Annotated in this window: 19 protein-coding genes; 7 read left to right on the top strand and 12 right to left on the bottom strand. The window is 32.7% G+C overall.

Annotated elements, in window-relative coordinates; translation table 11 throughout:
• Positions 1–4 precede the first annotated feature (4 nt).
• From DRF59_RS06825 to DRF59_RS06810, 4 genes are all read right to left on the bottom strand, one after another.
• The gene (locus DRF59_RS06825) at positions 5–1,150 is read right to left on the bottom strand and encodes an efflux RND transporter periplasmic adaptor subunit (RefSeq protein ID WP_115958067.1); all 1,146 of its coding nucleotides are present in this window, start codon (positions 1,148–1,150) and stop codon (positions 5–7) included.
• A 215-nt stretch (positions 1,151–1,365) separates the two neighbouring features.
• A complete protein-coding gene (locus DRF59_RS06820; protein WP_115958065.1) occupies positions 1,366–2,280 on the bottom strand; it encodes a helix-turn-helix domain-containing protein in 915 nt (304 codons plus the stop codon).
• A 113-nt stretch (positions 2,281–2,393) separates the two neighbouring features.
• On the bottom strand, positions 2,394–3,227 hold the full coding sequence (locus tag DRF59_RS06815; RefSeq protein WP_241505493.1) for a metallophosphoesterase: 834 nt from the start codon (positions 3,225–3,227) through the stop codon (positions 2,394–2,396).
• A gap of 26 nt (positions 3,228–3,253) precedes the next feature.
• A complete protein-coding gene (locus DRF59_RS06810) occupies positions 3,254–4,624 on the bottom strand; it encodes an MFS transporter (protein WP_241505492.1) in 1,371 nt (456 codons plus the stop codon).
• A 160-nt stretch (positions 4,625–4,784) separates the two neighbouring features.
• On the opposite strand from DRF59_RS06810, the gene DRF59_RS06805 reads away from it, so the two are divergent.
• Complete coding sequence (locus DRF59_RS06805; protein WP_115958061.1) at positions 4,785–5,255, top strand: Lrp/AsnC family transcriptional regulator; 471 nt, start codon at positions 4,785–4,787, stop codon at positions 5,253–5,255.
• A 71-nt stretch (positions 5,256–5,326) separates the two neighbouring features.
• Here DRF59_RS06805 and DRF59_RS06800 read toward each other — a convergent pair whose 3' ends face one another.
• Both DRF59_RS06800 and DRF59_RS06795 read right to left on the bottom strand, forming a co-directional pair.
• A complete protein-coding gene (locus tag DRF59_RS06800) occupies positions 5,327–5,842 on the bottom strand; it encodes a hypothetical protein (RefSeq protein WP_167456653.1) in 516 nt (171 codons plus the stop codon).
• Positions 5,843–5,858: 16 nt separating this feature from the next.
• On the bottom strand, positions 5,859–6,911 hold the full coding sequence (locus DRF59_RS06795) for a hypothetical protein (RefSeq protein ID WP_123873661.1): 1,053 nt from the start codon (positions 6,909–6,911) through the stop codon (positions 5,859–5,861).
• A gap of 393 nt (positions 6,912–7,304) precedes the next feature.
• Between DRF59_RS06795 and mnmE the strand changes: the two genes are divergently transcribed.
• The 6 genes from mnmE (at position 7,305) to DRF59_RS06765 (ending at position 13,271) form a co-directional block, all read left to right on the top strand.
• Positions 7,305–8,690 carry a tRNA uridine-5-carboxymethylaminomethyl(34) synthesis GTPase MnmE gene (gene mnmE / locus DRF59_RS06790; protein WP_115958057.1) on the top strand — a complete coding sequence of 462 codons (1,386 nt, stop codon included), beginning with the start codon at positions 7,305–7,307 and terminating at the stop codon, positions 8,688–8,690.
• A gap of 267 nt (positions 8,691–8,957) precedes the next feature.
• Positions 8,958–9,509: a helix-turn-helix domain-containing protein gene (locus DRF59_RS06785; RefSeq protein WP_115958055.1), complete on the top strand. Its 552-nt coding sequence runs from the start codon at positions 8,958–8,960 to the stop codon at positions 9,507–9,509.
• The gene (locus DRF59_RS06780; RefSeq protein ID WP_115958053.1) at positions 9,502–10,728 is read left to right on the top strand and encodes a tyrosine-type recombinase/integrase; all 1,227 of its coding nucleotides are present in this window, start codon (positions 9,502–9,504) and stop codon (positions 10,726–10,728) included. Before DRF59_RS06785 ends, DRF59_RS06780 begins: the two co-directional genes overlap by 8 nt.
• Positions 10,725–11,792: a hypothetical protein gene (locus DRF59_RS06775; protein WP_115958051.1), complete on the top strand. Its 1,068-nt coding sequence runs from the start codon at positions 10,725–10,727 to the stop codon at positions 11,790–11,792. Before DRF59_RS06780 ends, DRF59_RS06775 begins: the two co-directional genes overlap by 4 nt.
• A 187-nt stretch (positions 11,793–11,979) precedes the next feature.
• Entirely contained in the window at positions 11,980–12,357 is a 378-nt protein-coding gene (locus DRF59_RS06770; protein WP_115958049.1) for a helix-turn-helix domain-containing protein, read from the top strand.
• A gap of 17 nt (positions 12,358–12,374) precedes the next feature.
• The gene (locus DRF59_RS06765) at positions 12,375–13,271 is read left to right on the top strand and encodes a hypothetical protein (RefSeq protein ID WP_115958047.1); all 897 of its coding nucleotides are present in this window, start codon (positions 12,375–12,377) and stop codon (positions 13,269–13,271) included.
• 61 nt (positions 13,272–13,332) lie between these two features.
• Here DRF59_RS06765 and DRF59_RS06760 read toward each other — a convergent pair whose 3' ends face one another.
• The 6 genes from DRF59_RS06760 to DRF59_RS06735 form a co-directional block, all read right to left on the bottom strand.
• Positions 13,333–14,397 (bottom strand): hypothetical protein, encoded by a 1,065-nt coding sequence (locus DRF59_RS06760; protein ID WP_115958045.1) that lies wholly within the window; start codon positions 14,395–14,397, stop codon positions 13,333–13,335.
• Entirely contained in the window at positions 14,394–15,272 is an 879-nt protein-coding gene (locus DRF59_RS06755; protein WP_115958043.1) for a macro domain-containing protein, read from the bottom strand. The genes DRF59_RS06760 and DRF59_RS06755 overlap by 4 nt, the downstream gene beginning before the upstream one ends.
• Before the next feature lie 37 nt (positions 15,273–15,309).
• Positions 15,310–16,026 (bottom strand): DUF5131 family protein, encoded by a 717-nt coding sequence (locus DRF59_RS06750; protein ID WP_115958041.1) that lies wholly within the window; start codon positions 16,024–16,026, stop codon positions 15,310–15,312.
• Entirely contained in the window at positions 16,026–17,183 is a 1,158-nt protein-coding gene (tcmP, locus tag DRF59_RS06745) for a three-Cys-motif partner protein TcmP (RefSeq protein ID WP_115958039.1), read from the bottom strand. The genes DRF59_RS06750 and tcmP overlap by 1 nt, the downstream gene beginning before the upstream one ends.
• 265 nt (positions 17,184–17,448) lie before the next feature.
• On the bottom strand, positions 17,449–17,769 hold the full coding sequence (locus DRF59_RS06740) for a hypothetical protein (RefSeq protein WP_115958037.1): 321 nt from the start codon (positions 17,767–17,769) through the stop codon (positions 17,449–17,451).
• Between the two features lie 4 nt (positions 17,770–17,773).
• On the bottom strand, positions 17,774–18,304 hold the full coding sequence (locus DRF59_RS06735) for a hypothetical protein (protein WP_123873660.1): 531 nt from the start codon (positions 18,302–18,304) through the stop codon (positions 17,774–17,776).
• Position 18,305 lies beyond the last annotated feature (1 nt).

Raw genomic sequence — 18,305 nt, 5'->3', positions numbered from 1 at the left:
CTTTTTACGATTTTTTCTGTTGAGCATTCTTTTTCTGAGCTACTACAGGGGTTCCCGGCTGTAACCTGTCGAAACCGGATACAATATACTGATCCCCAGCTTTAAGCCCGTTGGATACTATAAAATAATCCCCGGCTTTCCCATTGATTTCAACCGGAAGCATGACAGCTTTTCCACCTTTAATGGTAAAAACAAAAACTTTATCCTGAATGGTTCTTGTAGAAGCTATAGGAAGCAGGATAACATTACTGTAAAACTGGTCAAGCACTATTTTGCCGGTATTTCCACTCCTCAGAAAGTTGTTTGGATTATTAAACTTTGCCCTTAAAGTAATAGATCCCGTAGTCTTGTTAAACTGTCCTTCAACGGCATCTATTCTTCCTGTTTCTGCATATTTTTCACCTCCGGAGAGTAATAAGGATACTGCCGGTGTATTTTTAATTACTTCATGAATACTGGTTCCTGTATATTGCTTCTGGAAATTATTAAAGTCATTTTCACTTAAACTGAAATATGTATATACCTGATGAATGTCTGAAAGTAAAGTAATAGGTTCCGGATTACCGGGAGTCATTAGACTTCCCAGACGATAGTTGAATCTTCCGACAAATCCGTTTACCGGTGCTTTTATTGTAGAAAAATTAAGATTAATTCTGGCTGATTCAATAGAAGAACTTGACTGGCTGACTGCTCCTCTTGCGGCATTATATGCAGCCTCTGCTTCTTTTACCTGAATTTCCGAAACCATTTTATTTCTGAATAACTCTTTCTTTCTGTCCAGATCAATTTTTGAAGTGGAAAGATTGGCCTGTGCAGTAATCAAAGCAGCCTGTGCACTTTTCAGCTGTTCCCGGAATACCTGATCTTCAATTTTGAAAAGAGGCTGGCCTGCTCTTACATAATCTCCTTCATCTACAAAAATTTTACTTAAATATCCTGTCACCTGAGGCCTGATCTCCACATTGGAAATACCTTCTATGGAAGCGGCGTATTCTCTGGAAACAGAAGCATCTCCCTGCTTCACTATTTCCACGGGAAGTTCCGGAGCCTTCTGCTGAAGAGACTGATCCTGTTTGTTTTTCCTGCATCCGGTAAGGACAATGAGTGAGAGGAAAAGTAAAGTTGATTTCTGAATAAAAAATCTTTGCATAACAATATCCTTTTAAATTTACCGTACAAAATTCGAACGAAAAAAACTCAATAGGATTATTCAAAAAACTTTTTATTTTGTCAAAAAGACTCCTTATTATTTAAAACATGAGAAATATCATTTATAGCCATTTGTAATAAAACATCCCGATATGTTCCATCAATAAAAACATTAAATTTGGCAAAAAAACACCAATACACATAAATAACTGATTATCAATATAAATCATCTTTTCTATACTCCAAAGGAGCTCTGCCTACGTGTTTTTTAAAAAACTTACTGAAAGCTGCCTGATCTGAAAACTTCAGCAGAGCCGCCACTTCATTGATATTCAAATTGGGATTTCTTAGCAGTAGCCGTGCTTCTATCGCTAAAACCTGATGAATAATATCTCTTGGCGATTTAAAAACAGTTTTATTGATCACTTTAGTAAGATATTTACGGCTGATAAAAAGTTTATCTGCATAGAACTGCACATTATGTTCTTCTTTAAAATATTGTTGAACCAGTTTAAAAAAACTGGTTGTCAGTTCATCTTCTCTGTTGGTTACAACATGAGGTTTTTCAATTTTTTTAAAGTAATTATCAATTTCATAGATCACCAGCGAAAAGTGGTGCCAGATCATTTCATTAAAATAGTAATTATCTTTTTCCTTATTATTCAAAATTTTAAGTTCATCAAGGTGGAAATTCAGTTTTCTGTACATATCCGCCTCATTTCTGATAATATGGGTAGGATCTGATGACAAACTTTTCAGGACATTGTTTGACTTATAGTTAAAACCTGCATTGGAAATAAAATTCAATGAAAAGAAAATATATTTGGCTTTGTAATTCTCAGTAATTTCATCCAGCCAAAAAGTTTCAAGTCTTGGGCAAAAAGCAATATCTCCTTTGGAAACTTTATAGCTCTTATCATCCAAGCTGAATGTAACTCCTCCTCTCTGTACCAGAAAAACACAGAAATAATCGGAACGGTAAGGAACATTCGGTTTTATGATATAGTTTACCTTATCGATTTCCATTACAACAAATTCCTTGATTCTAAGATCAAACTCTACCTGCTGCAAGACTTCATCAAATGCCAGCTGCGAAATAAAATCAGATTCCGGATACTTTTTTTTAGGCATGGGAAAAAATTTGAACACGAAGATAGCAATTAAGGAGAAAGGGTAAAAGAATAGCTACGTGAAGAACGCCTGAAAACGATCTGCAAATTTATTTTTTCTTTTTTCTTTTTTTGCTACACGACAATTATCAGTTCTCTGTCATATCCGTTGTACTTTTCATCAATATAACCATGAGGGTTGCAGATTACTTCCGTTCCTTCAATTTTATATCTGCATGGAGTATGAATATGTCCATGAATCCAGTACAAAGGTTGATAGGTGACAATTAAATCTTCCAGATCGGAAACATAAGCAGATGTAACAGGATCTTCTTTGTAATGTTCAGGAACAGATCTGATACTGGGTGCATGATGGGTAACTACTATATTTTTAAGCCCTTTTGAATCTTCAAGGCTTTCCTGCAGCCATTGTTTTGAAAACTGATGGATTTTAAAAGTATCCAATGTTCTCATTTTCGAATAAGAAGGATCCCGACGGATCATTTTATAATCATTCATTTTGGACTGGCACAGCATTCCGTACTGAACAGGATTCCCAAAGATTGAAAAATCCGTCCATAAGGTAGCACCATGGAAGCGTACTCCTTCAATATCTACAAATGAATTTTCCAGCACAAATACATTGGAATTCAAAGCGGTATCTTTGATCTTGTTAAGGGTTTTCGGATAGGAACCTTTATAGTACTCATGATTACCCAGGACATAAATTACGGGTTTACGGGGAATTGCTTTTTTTATCCATTCAATTCCTTTGGTTCCCAAATTGATGTCTCCTGCCAGTACAACAATATCCGAATGATCAAAACATAATTCAGTAGTTCCAAATTCCCTGTGAAGATCACTGATGACCTGTATTTTCATGACGTATAGTAAAGGGATAAAGGTAGTAAATAAGCGGTAAAACAAAAGAAAAAAAGAACCGGTACCCAAGCGCCGATTCTTCTTCATATAGTTTGTGTATTTTAAGACCGCTTCTATGAAACCATCACTTTTGCCTGCTTCACTTTTAAGTTTTTCCATATAAAACAGAATAACATTCCGAGCGCTAAAAGAGCATAACAGATCAATATAATCAGGTTAAGGCTTCCGACTGACCATTCTGACGGAAAGATCTGAGACATTAAAGTCATGAATGACAGCCCGATCCCAGCTCCCAAAAAGTAACTTGTAGAGCTCAGACTTGATGCCAGTCCATAGTTTGAAGGCTCAACATCCTGGATTCCCATTACCGAAAGTGCAGTAAAACAAAACGTCATTCCAATTCCGGAAATGCAGGCCGCTCCTATTAATACCAACGCTAAAGGATGTCCTGTATATACAGATATTAATAATGCAACTCCTCCCGCCAGCATAAATAACCATCCGAAAATTCCCATTTGAGATGAGCTTAACCGTTTTGAAATGTGAGGTAAAATAAATTTCGCCGTCAAAGCAGATATGATACTGAACGGCACCAGCATTAATCCTGCGGAAGCAGCGCTATATCCCATATCTTTCTGAAGCATCAGTGAAATCAGGAATAAAAACCCGATAAAAAATGCCCCTAATGTAAAGAATACAGCATTGGAAACTACTAAAGATTTATGTTTAAACAGCTTTACATCAACTAATGGCTCAACAACAGATTTCAACCGGTAATACACCATAACAAGAAGTATCAATGCTGAAACCAATGAACCTGTTACCAGGAAAGGCTGTTCTTTAATATGAACCAGTTCGTGTGTTCCGTAGGTCAGGCTTAAAAGTCCTAGAACCATCAATATTCCTGAAACAACATCTGTTTTCCTACCGGTTTTGTTTTTTTCATCTGCCGGCAGATAATAAAAAGACAGGACCAAAGTAACCAGAAGAATCGGAACATTGATCAGAAATACCCAGTGCCAGCTCAGATAAGTACTTATAATTCCCCCTACAGAAAGCCCGCTTCCCGAACCGATAGCGGCAAACGAACTAAAGATTCCTATCGCTCTGTTCCTTTCCTGTTCTTCCCTGAATGTACTGGTGACAATAGATAAAGCAGAGGGCATTACAAAAGCAGCTCCTAACCCCTGCAAAGCACGGAATACCGCCAATGCCTCAAAACTTCCTGATACTCCTGCGCCCAGCGATGTCAACATAAAAATAAATGCACCCAGCAAAAATATTTTTTTCCTTCCGATCTGGTCTGAAAGTTTACCTCCGATAATCAGAAATCCCCCGAAAAACAGAACGTATAAGGTTTGCAGCCACTGTACGGTTTCTGCTCCAATGTGAAACTGTTCCTGAATAGAAGGAATCGTTAAATTAATAATGGCAATATCCAAAGCTTCAACAAATGTCCCTACTGATGCTAAAATTAATATCATGTTTTTCCTTGTATCCATATATTCAAATTTCCTGCAAAATTAAAGTTAACAGAACATATATGAAAATTATTCATTAATTTTGGAACAACAATACTATTGTAAGATAATTAAAAGAACAAATACACCAATTCACCAGAATTTCACCTTTAAAACAGGACAAATGACAACAGAAAACTATACTCCGGACAATAAAGACCTTTCTATACTCCGTTTGCTTCAGAAAGATGCCAAGATGAGTATCCGTGACATCTCTGCAAGGATCAACCTAAGCCCCACTCCCACTCATGAGCGGATCAAACGCATGGAGAAACTGGGAATTATAAAAGAATACACCGCAGTTGTAGACCGCAAAAAAGTAAATAAAGGAATGATGGTGATCTGTATGATCGCCCTGAATGTTCACAATAAAAAGACCGCAGGAAAGTTTATTGAAGAAGTGGGCAAACTGAAAGAGGTAGTGGAGTTTTATAACATCAGTGGTGATTTTGATTTTATGCTGAAAATCCTGGCCCCCAATATGGATGAGTTCCACGAGTTCTTTATCAACAAGCTTTCAGAAATTGAAGGGATCGGTCAGACGAAAAGCATTTTTGTCATGAACAGCATTAAAGAGAGTGCCCAGATCCTTTAACACCCGAATCAGCCGCAAAAAAACAGCTGCACTTATGTACAGCTGTTTTTTACATCTCAAAATAAAGACATTTATTTCCAGTAATTCCAGACTTTTCCATCAAATACAGCCAATGTTTTACTGACTGTATCATAACATACCATACCCGGATAAGGGCTTTTTACATTCAGATGCGGTTCAGCAACCTTAGGAAGAATCATGGCTTTATCCGGGGATTCCAGAACCAGAACACCGTCTGCAGAACTTTCGGATGCTCCTATAACTACCCCATTTCCGGACTGGGCCGAAGTATTTACCGGGACAACGCCTGAATCTCCGGCATCAGACAAATCTTTCCATACATTATTTTCATACATTTTAACCTTTTTATCCGTCATATCAAAAACAAAGGTACCATTCACCGGGGAACCTCCAGGAAGTCCTGTTGTTGCCGGAAGGATCAGCCCCTTTGTATTACCGGATACGTTGTTAAAATCTAAAACAGTACTGTTTCCGTCTACTGAATCTTTCCCAATAGCTACTTGAGCATTGAAGGAACTAAAAAGAATAAAGGCAGCGGCAATACTTAACTTTTTTATATTTCTCATTTTTATTTTTATCAGATTAATTATTACAGCTTCTTTCCACACATTTCCATTGTGTACCATTGTAAAGTTTCACACATTTGTCCTGAATATCATACAAAAGCATTCCTTCTTTAGGTTCAGCAATAGCATCTCCCGGCTGCGGGGTCTGACTTACGTGCTGAACTCTTGTGATCACAAAACCTTTGTTTTTTGATTCCATGGCAAGAAATCCGTTTGGAATATTTTCAGGCCAGTCATTGCTTTTCTGCTGTACCGTAATTCCAAATTTGGTAAAGCTATCAGGCGTTCCTGAAATTCCTGGTTTTGTACAAAAAGCATCCTCTTCGCTAATGATAACAGGAGCATTCCCACAATCATTTTTATTGTTTGATAACCCTTCCGGCCACAGAGAAGGACATGTTGCCTGGGTCGCATTCGGACCACAAAAGCTGGAACCTCCCGCACCAAGACCTGTTACCGACCCCATAGCTATCGCCACGATCTGACTGTCATTACTAATTACAGATCCAGGTCCTCCTCCACTCACTTCTGCTTTTGCAATACAGTATGCCCTTCCGGTAGCAGCTCCTACATAATTAACCGAAGGATATGTAGTGGATTGCTGGGTAAAAGTCCCACATATTTCAACCACACTTCCTGCATCCATTTCAATCGTTGCGCTTGTCCCTGGGAAAGCTCCCATAAATGTAGGGTCTCCCTGTGAAACAGATCCTGTCAGTGAAAGAAATGCCTTTTTCCCTAACCTGACCTTTGAGTTTTTCTGTGTCCCGAATGTACCAATTGTAATAGATCCTGCAGATTTAACACTCGCTCCGTCATTAATTTCCAGATCACCATTTACCTGGATATCGAAAGACTGCAACTGCCCGGACTGAACAATAAGTTTTGCACCGTTTGGAATAGCAATACTGGAACTTACCGTTAAGTTTCCATTCAGACAATACGTATTACCACTGGTTATTGCCTGTCCTGTATAAGGGATACATTGCCCGGTTACCATACTATAAAAAGCAAACACTAACAAAGAAAATATTTTCTTATTAATTGCTAAAAAATTTAAATTATCCATACTTATTTTAACCATATTAACACTTTATTCTCATTTTAATAAAAAATATTTAATATTTTAACATTATCGGGCCTTACCTGCGATTAGCATACCAAATTGTTATTCATTAGTTAAATTTTGGCTGTCAAACCTGGATTTGCAAAACAATATTCAACAACAGGAGAATAGTAAAACAGGAGTTTTATAAGAAGCTTATTGTGCTATCATTTACATTATCTCTTGTTGTTATTTGAATTTTCAATAGACATTAATAGGATTGTAAAGAATTCAGGATACACCTGATTTGAAGTACAATCAGGTCTATAATACTTACTGATATATTCCAATAAAAGTGACAGTGTCTGTATGACACGTCTGTGCAAAAATTTATATTAAAAAGCTTAAATTTGCAATATGAATAACGATACCATCTGCGCACTGGCAACCGCCAACGGAATCGGTGCTTTAGGCATTATCCGGGTTTCAGGAAATGAAGCTTTACCTGTAGTTCAGAAAAGTTTTCCAGCTAAAAACCTGGATAAACAGAAATCCCATACCATTCATTATGGTTATTTCATGGATGGAGAAGAAGCTATTGATGAAGTAATGCTTTCCATTTTCCTGGCTCCGAAAAGTTTCACTACAGAAAATTCTGTAGAAATTGCCTTTCATGGTTCTCCGCACATTGGTAAACGGATTCTTGAAACCCTCATTAAAAACGGAGCCAGAATGGCTAAAGCCGGGGAGTTTACCCTCCGTGCCTTTATTAACGGAAGAATAGACCTGTCTCAGGCAGAAGCTATTGCAGATGTAATCGCCTCTGAAAACGAAGCTTCCAGAAAGGTGGCTATTAACCAATTGAAAGGGGGCATTACCAACGAAATTTCATTATTAAGAACTGATCTCCTGAACTTCGTTTCTTTAATTGAACTGGAGCTGGATTTTGCTGAAGAGGATGTGGAATTTGCAGACAGAAGTGCCCTGAGCAGCTTACTGGATAAGATTGAACTGAAATTAAATTCCCTTATTGAGAGCTTCCAATACGGAAATGCTATTAAAAACGGAACGGCAGTTGCGATCATCGGAAAACCGAATGCCGGAAAATCCACACTGCTCAATGCTCTGTTAAAAGAAGAAAGGGCCATTGTAAGCAATATTGCGGGAACTACCCGCGATACAATTGAAGAGGTGCTTCATATTAAAGGACATGCCTTCCGCCTGATCGACACTGCCGGACTTCGCGAAACCGTGGATGAAATTGAAGCTATCGGAGTAAAAAAAGCTAAAGAAAAAGTAGAGAATGCCAATATTCTGGTATACCTCACTGATGCCGCTACTGAAGATTTTTCGGAAGACATTGAAATGATCAGGTCCCTTCTAAGAGATGAACTTAAACTGATTATCTGCGCCACTAAAATTGATGAAGTAATTCCTGCGAAGTATGAAGCAGTAGAAGATATTTTCAGAAACGCCATTTCCCATGAATTCGATTTTATTAAGATTTCTGCTGTTGAAAATCAGAATATCCAGGATCTTAAAAATGAGCTGTCTTCTTATGTTGAACATTTGAAATCAGAAGAAAACAATGTAGTGATTACCAATCAGCGTCACTTTGAAGCATTAAAAAAGTCCCTGGATACTGTTCATAAAGTAAAAGAAGCTATTTCTATTCAGATCTCCACGGAATTACTGGCGTATGAGCTTAGAAATGCTTTGGAGCATCTTGGGGAAATTTCCGGTGAAGTGACAAATGATGAAGTGTTAGGGAATATTTTCTCTAAGTTTTGTATCGGAAAATAGACGACGTTTTATACTGTATATAGATTGCAATTACAATAATACGAAAAACCCTTTAAATGCAATGTTTAAAGGGTTTTTTATGTGCATTGTGTTTTGTTTCAAAATTTAATATTGCAAAATATATACATTCTATTTGTTTCTATTTCGTTTCTATGAATTTTATTTGGAATAAAATTTGTAATTTTATCGTTAAAAAATGTTACATTTTGAAACATCAGGAAACATAGAGAAACAATGTGAAACATTTTTGAGGAGAATTTAATTGTTATGGAAGTCAATAAAATTTGTCAATTCTGCGGAAATAGATTTGTAGCCAAAAGAACAACTACTCAATGTTGCTCTGATGACTGCGCTAAGAAATTTTACAAAAAGAGAAAGCGTGATGAAAAGATTCTAGCGAGTGATAAGGATTTGGAAGTGCAAATTAAAGGTTATGATATTGAAGAAATTCAAAAGAAAGATTACTTATCCATCAAAGAAGTTATGCTTTTACTCAATATTAGTAGAACATCAATTTATCGAATGTTAAAAGATGGTAGATTAAGTAAATTAGAGGGTTTTAAAGCGGTTAGAATTAGGAAAGTAGACTTAGATATACTCTTTAGGCAAAAAACTGAAAATAACGGAGAAAAACAGTACAATTTACCATATTTCTGTGATGATAATTATTACACGATCAATGAAGTCTTAAATACATTTAAAGTAAGTTCAGGCTCATTTTATCATTTATGCAAAAAACATAATATCCCGAAAATTCCAAAAGGTAAAAATGTTTATGTTCCTAAAAACTTAGTAAATACAATCTTCAATAATGGGTAAAAAAGTCACAGTACTGAAAAAACTTGTAAAAGGCAACAAGAGTAATTTATCTTTAAACTTCTATCCGCCTGTTTTCAATAGAAAGACAGGGAAATATACACGTTATGAAAAGACCAGTTATTTTTTATATAATGATTTTCAGAGTGAGGCTGTTTATTATACAGATACAAAAGGTAAAAAGCAATCAAGAGTTGAAATTATTACAGATAAAAAAGGTAGTCCTAAAAAATTAACATTAACTCCTGCTCAAAAACTTCATAATAAAGAAGCCTTAGAAATGGTTGAATTATATAGGGCAAAAAGGTTTAAAGAAATTACAAAGCCTGATATTTATACAGAAACCGAGCTAAAATCTTTGGAGTTAGCAGAAAATAGAAGTAAAGTCTTTACTGAATATTTTAGAGAGAAAGCGGAAAGTGCAACAAGTTCTGTAGGAGCATGGAATGCGAGTTACGGACATTTTGTAAAATTTTATGGAAATATCCTGTTTCAAGATATTAATAAGACTTTAATAGAGGATTTTAAAAGTAAATTACTTAATGCTTATCAGTTAAGAAGTACAACGCACAAAATTAGTAGAAATTCGGCGGCAAGTTATTTTATCAGATTTATACAGGTTTTGGAAATGGCATATGATGAAAACTATCTTTCTCAAAGTTTCAAAGGGCGTATAGATTGGATTGAGGAAGAAGAGCCAATGAAAAGTTTTTTGACTTTAGATGAATGTAGAAAATTATTTATGACTGATTTTCCTGATGAAGCATTGAAGAAGTATTGCATGTTTGCCCTTTTAACAGGTTTAAGGTATAGTGATATCAATAATTTGCAGTGGGTTGATGTGACTAATCGAGAAGGAATTGATTATATATATTTCAGGATGAAGAAAACCTCAGCATTTCAGTATCATCCTATTTCGGAAGAAGCTGTAAAGCTAATGGGAGATAGAAAATTCAGAACAGATTTTGTTTTTGATAGAATTGCCTATCATTCGCTCAATGATAATCTAAGGAAATGGTTGTCAAAAGCTGGAATTGACAAGAAAGTTACTTTTCATAACTTTAGAACGTCTTATGCTGTTGCACAATTAGAAGCAGGAGCAGATATTTATTTAATTTCTAAGATGCTAGGTCACAAGAATGTAAGTACTACAGAGATTTACGCAAAAATTGTTGACAGTCGTAAGGCAAGTACGGTTAAAAATATAGTTTTAGGGTTATGATAAATTTTCTACCAATTGAAGATGAGGATTTTACATTTTCATCATTATTTCAAAATTATGAAGAAGGTCATACAGATGTTACTGATTTTGGAATGTATCCATTCTTCAGGCTTAAATATTTCTTTTTGGACAGAGAAAGATTGCCAATAATGACATTGAAAATTGATGAAGAGCAAATAGAAAGATTTGATATGTTTAAAAATATCTTTATCAGAGGAGATTATTTTTATCTTATCGCATATCATTACTTTATTCATATTAAAGAGTATGAATTTGAATACAAAGTTGAAGGTAAAATGCAAATTGAAGATAAAAACGGAGGATTAAAGACTGTTTCCTTTTTTGAGCCACTGTATAATGCTTTAATAGAAGAGAAAGTCAAATCTCAGAAATTACTCAGACATGAATATATTGTATCTAAAAATAAATATTTATATATAAATAAGCTTACTAAACTACTTTTTAATGATTACTATGATTTAGATGATGCAATTAGAAAAGAGAAAAATGTCTTTGCAAAATATGGAATGGCAGTTAAGGAAGTTTATTTAGAAGTTTTTAGAGATTTTTATTCCAATTTTGTAGATTATCTTACAACTGAAAATTTTGAAGCCTTAAAAAAGCTTGTTTATCCTTCTAAAAAAGAAGTTCAATCCTTTAAACTTGCAACGAGAAAAAACTATCGGAATTTAAAAGATATAGAGGCAAGAGCAAAAATTGTTGAATCCATTAAACAAAATTTGATAGATAAAGGATTTATTTCTGAGATAACCACTTTTGAACAGGTTTATGATCTCTTCGACAACAAAAGAAGAGAATTACCAAAAATCATTTGGCTAAAAGACATTACATCTTTGGCTACATTTTATAAAATAATGGAAGATGATAAAATTATTCAGGATGCAGAAGGTGAACATTGGAAAATTTTGGCTGATTATTTTATTCTTAAAAATGATTCCGAAATTTCAAGAGAAGAACTTAAAAGCAAAAAAAAGTCAACCAATTTTAAAATTTTGGCTGATCTTGAAAGCATATTTGACTTACTGAAAAAAATTATCGCTTAAATCTCACTCCACCTTTGCAAATTTTTTCACTTTTTTTCACTTTTTCCGATAAAATTTGAGCTGATAACTCAAACAGCATTTTATCAATCTTGTAATATGTTAAAATTCAAATACTTAAAACTCCTATGGTAACGTAGGAGTTTTTTCATTTTTGGCATACTCGCTAAGTTCTTGATGTAACCGTTTCATGATAAATCAAATCATGACGGCGAAATCCAGCCATAACGAAAATTTCGGTTCTATAATCGAAAAATTGGTGCAAAAAATAGTAACCAAACTATTTTCTGCTTATGTAACAAGATTAGATATTGTTAGCCGTATAGCGCATACAAAAGAAGTTTTAACCACAAAAGAGGTTGCTGAGCTTCTTGGGATGAATGAAAGGGTTGTTAGAGATAAAATTAATTCTGGATTAATTCCAGCGTACAAACCTGAATTTGCAAATAAATTTCTTGTGTTGAGAAGAGATTTAATGAAAGAGATTATGTCTGGACAACAATATAAATCCCTTTCAATGATTGAATCCGAGGTAAATCGTGACTTTGATAGTAGAAAATATGTTTAATCTTAATTCTTACAGACATGATAGATTACATTAAAGCATATTTTCCTGATAAAAATGAAATTCTTAAAATTATGAGAGAAAATTACAATCTCGAAAAAATCAGCTATTCTCGATTTGATAAAACTAAAAATGAAACTGTTCTGTATGAAACATACAAAAAGGAATTTGAAAATATGGAACTAAAAATTACCAATCAAGGTGCATATATTCACAATTCCTTACACCATTTTTATAATAAGTTTGTGCATAACATTGATGGGAATTATAATGATTTTAGTCGCTCGGCGATTGTAAATTCCATTGATTTTTTGGAGGAACAAATTAAATTTTCTCCTGAAAATCTACACATTTCACAAAGTTTAGAATTTGGTTTGAATTTAAGATTGCCTTTTGATTTAAACCACTTTATTCTTAATGAATGTGTACTTTACGATTTTTTTCCTGCATCAAAATCACCTCCACCCAATGATGAACAAGTGTATAAAGAATTTGAAAAAGGTAATTATAGATTGAAAATTTACCACAAAGGTAGACAACAATGTAATGGAGAGAATATTTTGAGAGTTGAAGTTAAGTTTTTAGATAAAAGAGAATTCAATAAAAATGGAATCTTTGTGCTAAGTGATTTGGAAGATAGAGATAATCTTATTTTCTTATATGATAAACTATACAATCTTGTGAAATTTAAGCTAATGTGCGTAGATGATATTGAAAACAGACAATTCACAAATTATAAGAAAAATAAGATTTATAAATATTGTGCCCATAAATTTTGGTCAGAATTGGATGACGATAAATTCAAAATTGAATCAAAAAAAGTCTATCCATATTTTGATAAAAATAATTTATTGGAACATAAAAATGTACTGTTAGACCTTATGGATAGTAAGTTTGGAGAGTTATTAGATAGTTAGTTTACGGACATTGTATAAAAAGCGTAAGTACCAATAAAAAGTAGGAGTAATTTCCTACTTTTTATGATAAATAATTAGCAATTTTTGAATTGATTGATTTGAGTTCTACTATTCCATTTGATTCATCTTTTAAGTATTCATTTTGGTAATGTTCTAAATCTTCTAAATAAACAAATACATTTGATTTAATAAAATAAAGATGTTTTCTAATTTGTGAAAGTTTTTGCATTATTTCCATTCCTCCATATTCATCTGGACCAGTTGCTTTTATAGTAAAATTTGCTCCTTCAATAAATTCTTTAAACACAGTTTCATTTAAATAATCAATATCATTTTGTTCGTTTTTTTTAGCACAATGCTCTAAATATTTATAGTATTTTTCGATTGATTTATTGACTTTTTCAACCCATGGTTTTATATGATGAATTCCTGGAAAAGCTCTTTTGTAATTTGTTATTAAGTCTGCTTTCATATTATATAAATCCAAAATTTCTTCACCTAAATTTTCCAATTTTTTGAATTTTTCTTTCTTATAGCTTTTATTATTTTTTTTGAGTTCAATCAATAGGTCATTATAAAAATCCAAATATTTAAATAATTCTGAAAATAAAATTTCAAAATCTTGATTAGGATTAGGACTTAAAGCTTTTAAAGCATTATAGATACTTTGTGGATCATTACTGATTATTCTAGAAAAATTTTTATTTACATTGAAATATAATGTGTGTACTTGAGAAGGGGCTTTTTTTTCTTTCTCTATATAAATAGTAATTTGTTTATTCATTTCTTCCAATGAATTAATAAATGACTCAATGTGATTTACTACTAATTGCAATCTTTTTTTTAAGTCATCTTTTTCATCAGTTACTTTCGTCTTTTCAATAACTATACTCTCATTTTTTTGATAAATAATAGTATATATTACAAAAGCAATTGATAAAAAACTTAAAAGACTTCCTATGAGTGAAGCATAGGCAGATATTTCTGCTTGTTTACCATTAAAATCTATTTCATACACTCTTTGAGGTTCATTATCAATTAATTGAAAAGTTACAATTAATATGAAAATTATTATTATGATTGAAATTACTATTATAAAATTTCTATAAAATATAAACCTTTTCATATGCTAAATGACTTTATAAATATTTCTAAGTTGCTAAACATTTCAGGGTCATAATTTCTTTCAGGAATAATAATATTTAATGATTTTCCGATTCTATTATTTTTTGAGTTTATTAAAAATGAAACAATTATGAGCTGACATATAGTTGTTTTAGACATATTCAAACCTGTTATTCCTGCACCTAGTATAGGTATATATATGTTTTTATTGTTGCTATTATTTCTAATAGTTAACCATATTTTTTCTAATGCTTCAGTTAGCATTTTAATGTCTGCTTCTTTTGTTTTAACTCCTCCTTTGTAAACTATTTTACATATTGCAGAAATGAAAACTTGAATATTTATATTTGATGGGATAGAAAAATTGGCAGTTTCACCTATGTCATATCTAATTCTTTTTCCAACTGGTTTTTCGTTAATTGAAACTTGTGTTCCCTGAATGTTTTGAGCATTTAAACTTGTTTCTATTTGACTATCCAAACTTTGGATTGCTCCATTGAAAAATTTGTCAATAATTTGCCTTTTTATAGAGGTCGTATTATTCGTAGTAGTATCAAAAAAATCACTTGATCCAATAATAATATTTCCTTCTTTGCTTAAAAGTTCACCAATTTCAATTTTGACAATAGTATTATTTAGATTTTTAAACTCTCTTGAAATTTCTTTTTTTGGAAAATTTATTTTCACCGCAATAAGTAATGTAAGTATTAAAATAAAAATAAATAGACCTAAGTTTTTGTTAGAAAATTCATTAAACCATTCCCAAAAAAAGGATGTTACTTCAATAAGTAACCAAAATACTCCTAGCAAAGTTAAAAAGTCTTTTATTAGATTTAGTTTTCTATGACAGAACAGAAATGTCATTTTTTTTTTCATTATTTATTTAATTATAGGTTTTGTATTTTTTCTATTTTTATTCCTTGTTAGTTGGCATTTCATCATAGGTTCTACCATTTAATAATCTTCCTGCTGCTTTTTTATTCTTACCTCCCCATTGCTTAAAAAAGAATGCTACATCAGCATTTTGACATTGTTTCTGTATATCAATAACCCAATCATATTTCATTGGTCTAGGTCGATGTCCACTTTCACCACCAACAATAACCCAATCGATAAATTGTAGATTCAAATTTTCTAATTTTCCAATCAGTGGTTCAAGAGATAAAAATTTTACTTTTGCATTTGTTTTCCTAAGAAAATCTATCCGCTCAATTACATCTTTATTTTCTACAGAGACTCCCATCCAAATATTATGAGTCCATTTAAGATCTTGATGAAGCTCAAATAGACGTTCTGCTCTTTTTGTCAATACTTGAAACACATGTTGTGGATTTTCGTTCATTACTTTGAATACATCTTTTATAAACTCAATTGGAATATCCTTATGAAAAAGATCACTCATAGAGTTTACAAATACAACCTTTGGTGTTCTCCAAGTATAAGGAATACTTAAAGTATCTGGATGTGCTTTAACTATTTTAAAACCCTCTTTGTATTTTTCCTGTCCCATAGCCTTCAATCTACGAGTCATGATTTCGGCATAACAAAATTTACAACCTGTTGAAATTTTTGTGCATCCCGTAGTAGGATTCCAAGTCATTTCAGTCCATTCAATTGATGAATTTGCCATTAGTTAAAATTTAATAAACAGTCTTTAGAAATTAAAACTGTCACTTTATGATTTTTATTATCTGTAAATATTGCTTTCACCTTTTTTTGATGTACTAGTTTTCTTAAAGCTTCAGTGTAATGGAATCTACTGTAAAGACCACTTACTTGATGTTCATCAAAAAGTTGACTAGCAGATAGCTGTTTGTTCTTATACTTTAGTAATAGTTCGTTAGCAAGTTTGTCAATATTGATTGATTTTTCATCAAAAAGTTCATTGATTTCTGTTCCATACTTTTTTGCATCAAAAGTGTAGGTATTAACTCCGTCGAAAACAGTTCCAACATTTGCAAAATCATTGTAGATTGTTTTAATTAGGTCATACCCTCTTGCTCCTTTTGTTATATGTAGTATGTAATGACTGGTAGCATCAATATCTTCTTCTTGGAATTTAAAAGCTGTGTAAAAAACCTTTTGTCCAAGATGCGTTTTATATTCATCTCCTAAGCTATCAATAATTAAATTTAGTTTTTCGGGTACTGTAGCTTTAAAGCGTCTATCATTTCTAAGTTTTTTAAACGTAGTAGGAAACAAATCCTGCATCAATCCTTCAAACTTATCATTTTCTAAAGCAGGATGAATCCTTTTTGTATTGACGAAAATAAATATTTCATTTCCCCAATTTTTTAGAAATTCAGCTAAAACAAGCGTTTCAATACCTTTATATCCAAAAGGATCAATAAAAAGTAATGAAGGAAAATCATTTTTTGATTTATTTCTTGCCCCACTATGTGTGTTAGCTTTTAAAAATTCGGTGATAGCGGTGCTTTCTCCTACCGTACTTTTTCCAAAATGAATGGATTTAGCAAAAGTACCTTCAGGAAATTCTTTTTTGAAGTTTGTTTTTAAAGCATCATGATAATAATTATCATTAAAAATCATTTTTACATTTCGTCTTAATAATTCTATTTTACTACAATGCTTCCCGATTAAAATAGGTGTAGAAGGATTTCCGTCTTCATAAACTCCAGGACCAGCAAATAAGTCTATATATCTAATCTGTTTAGGCTGATATTTACTTGTTATTATACTGCAATAGCTTGGGAAGTATTCCGAAATTATACTCGCTTTAATTTTTGACGAAATAGTTTGATTTTCGAAGAAATGATTTTCTCTCATTTTATTTGTGAATATTATGTTTTTTATCGCTTAATATTATGAATAATAGCAAATATATCAAATATTAACACTTATTCAAAAAAAAAGAAACAATTCGTTTTATTAAGAAGAAACCTGCTTTAATAAGCAGGTTTTACGATTTTTTACATATTGTTTTTGCAATAATAATTTTTGAGCCTTCGCATTACGCTTTTTAGAGTAAGAATACGATCATAAGCGCAATGCAGTTTGTATGGCGGAATGCAGTCTCTCCAAAACAGCAGTATCATTTTGCGTTACTAAAAGGATTTTTTCCCTCTCTCATAAAAACTGTTCCCATTTTTTGATATTGGATTGGTTGTCCTTTCACACAGGCTGTATAAATCCCACTACCGAATCCATTTTGCGCTCTGATTATAGTTACCTCTTTTTCATCAACACCGTTGTCAATGGCAACAAATTTCTTTAATCTGTTATTTTTGATTGGTTCTTTGAAATCTTTCGGCAAATTACATTCTTTAGCTGTTTGTGATTCTTTCGGTTTCTCTTCCTGTGCGAAATAAAAAGTTGGTAATGCGAACATTAAAGTAAAAATTAATTTTTTCATGTATTTAAAATTTTAAGATTATTCCAATTCGATTTTCATCATATATTTTAAGAATGTTTGCTCGTTCGGATATGTGAACGAAACAAGGCTTTTGAGAATTGTATTGAGAAAAATTTCCGCCGTCAACTTTGACAACAGTGTTTAGGATTCCGTCGCCCTGCTTTTGAGATTTGACAATAACGTAAGTTCCCGAATATGCGGAGTAGGGGTAAATTGTAATTTCAAATCTGTCTTTGTAAACCTCAGCTGTTGCAATTTGAATCGGTTTAAAAGTTATTTCGTGTGTGAATTTTATTTTACTGTAATTGAAGACAAGTTTTTGTGTCAATGGGTTTCCTCTTTGATTTCTGACTTGTTCGTTAAGATTTCGGGTTTCATCTTCGGCTCTTCTTTCCTTTTTGCTTAAAAAATATCCAAGTGCAATAAACGAAAGTAAGCCAACAATTCCCCAATTGATTTCAAGTTCGCCTCTACCATTGCTTGAACAAGATACTATAAAGACTACCAAAAAAGAGAATGTAAATAATCGGTTCATA

Origin of the sequence: Chryseobacterium flavum (assembly GCF_003385595.1) — a bacterium.
Lineage (GTDB): Bacteria > Bacteroidota > Bacteroidia > Flavobacteriales > Weeksellaceae > Chryseobacterium > Chryseobacterium flavum.
The sequence above is the reverse complement of the archived record's forward strand: the minus strand, read 5'-3'. Positions and strand labels throughout refer to the sequence as shown.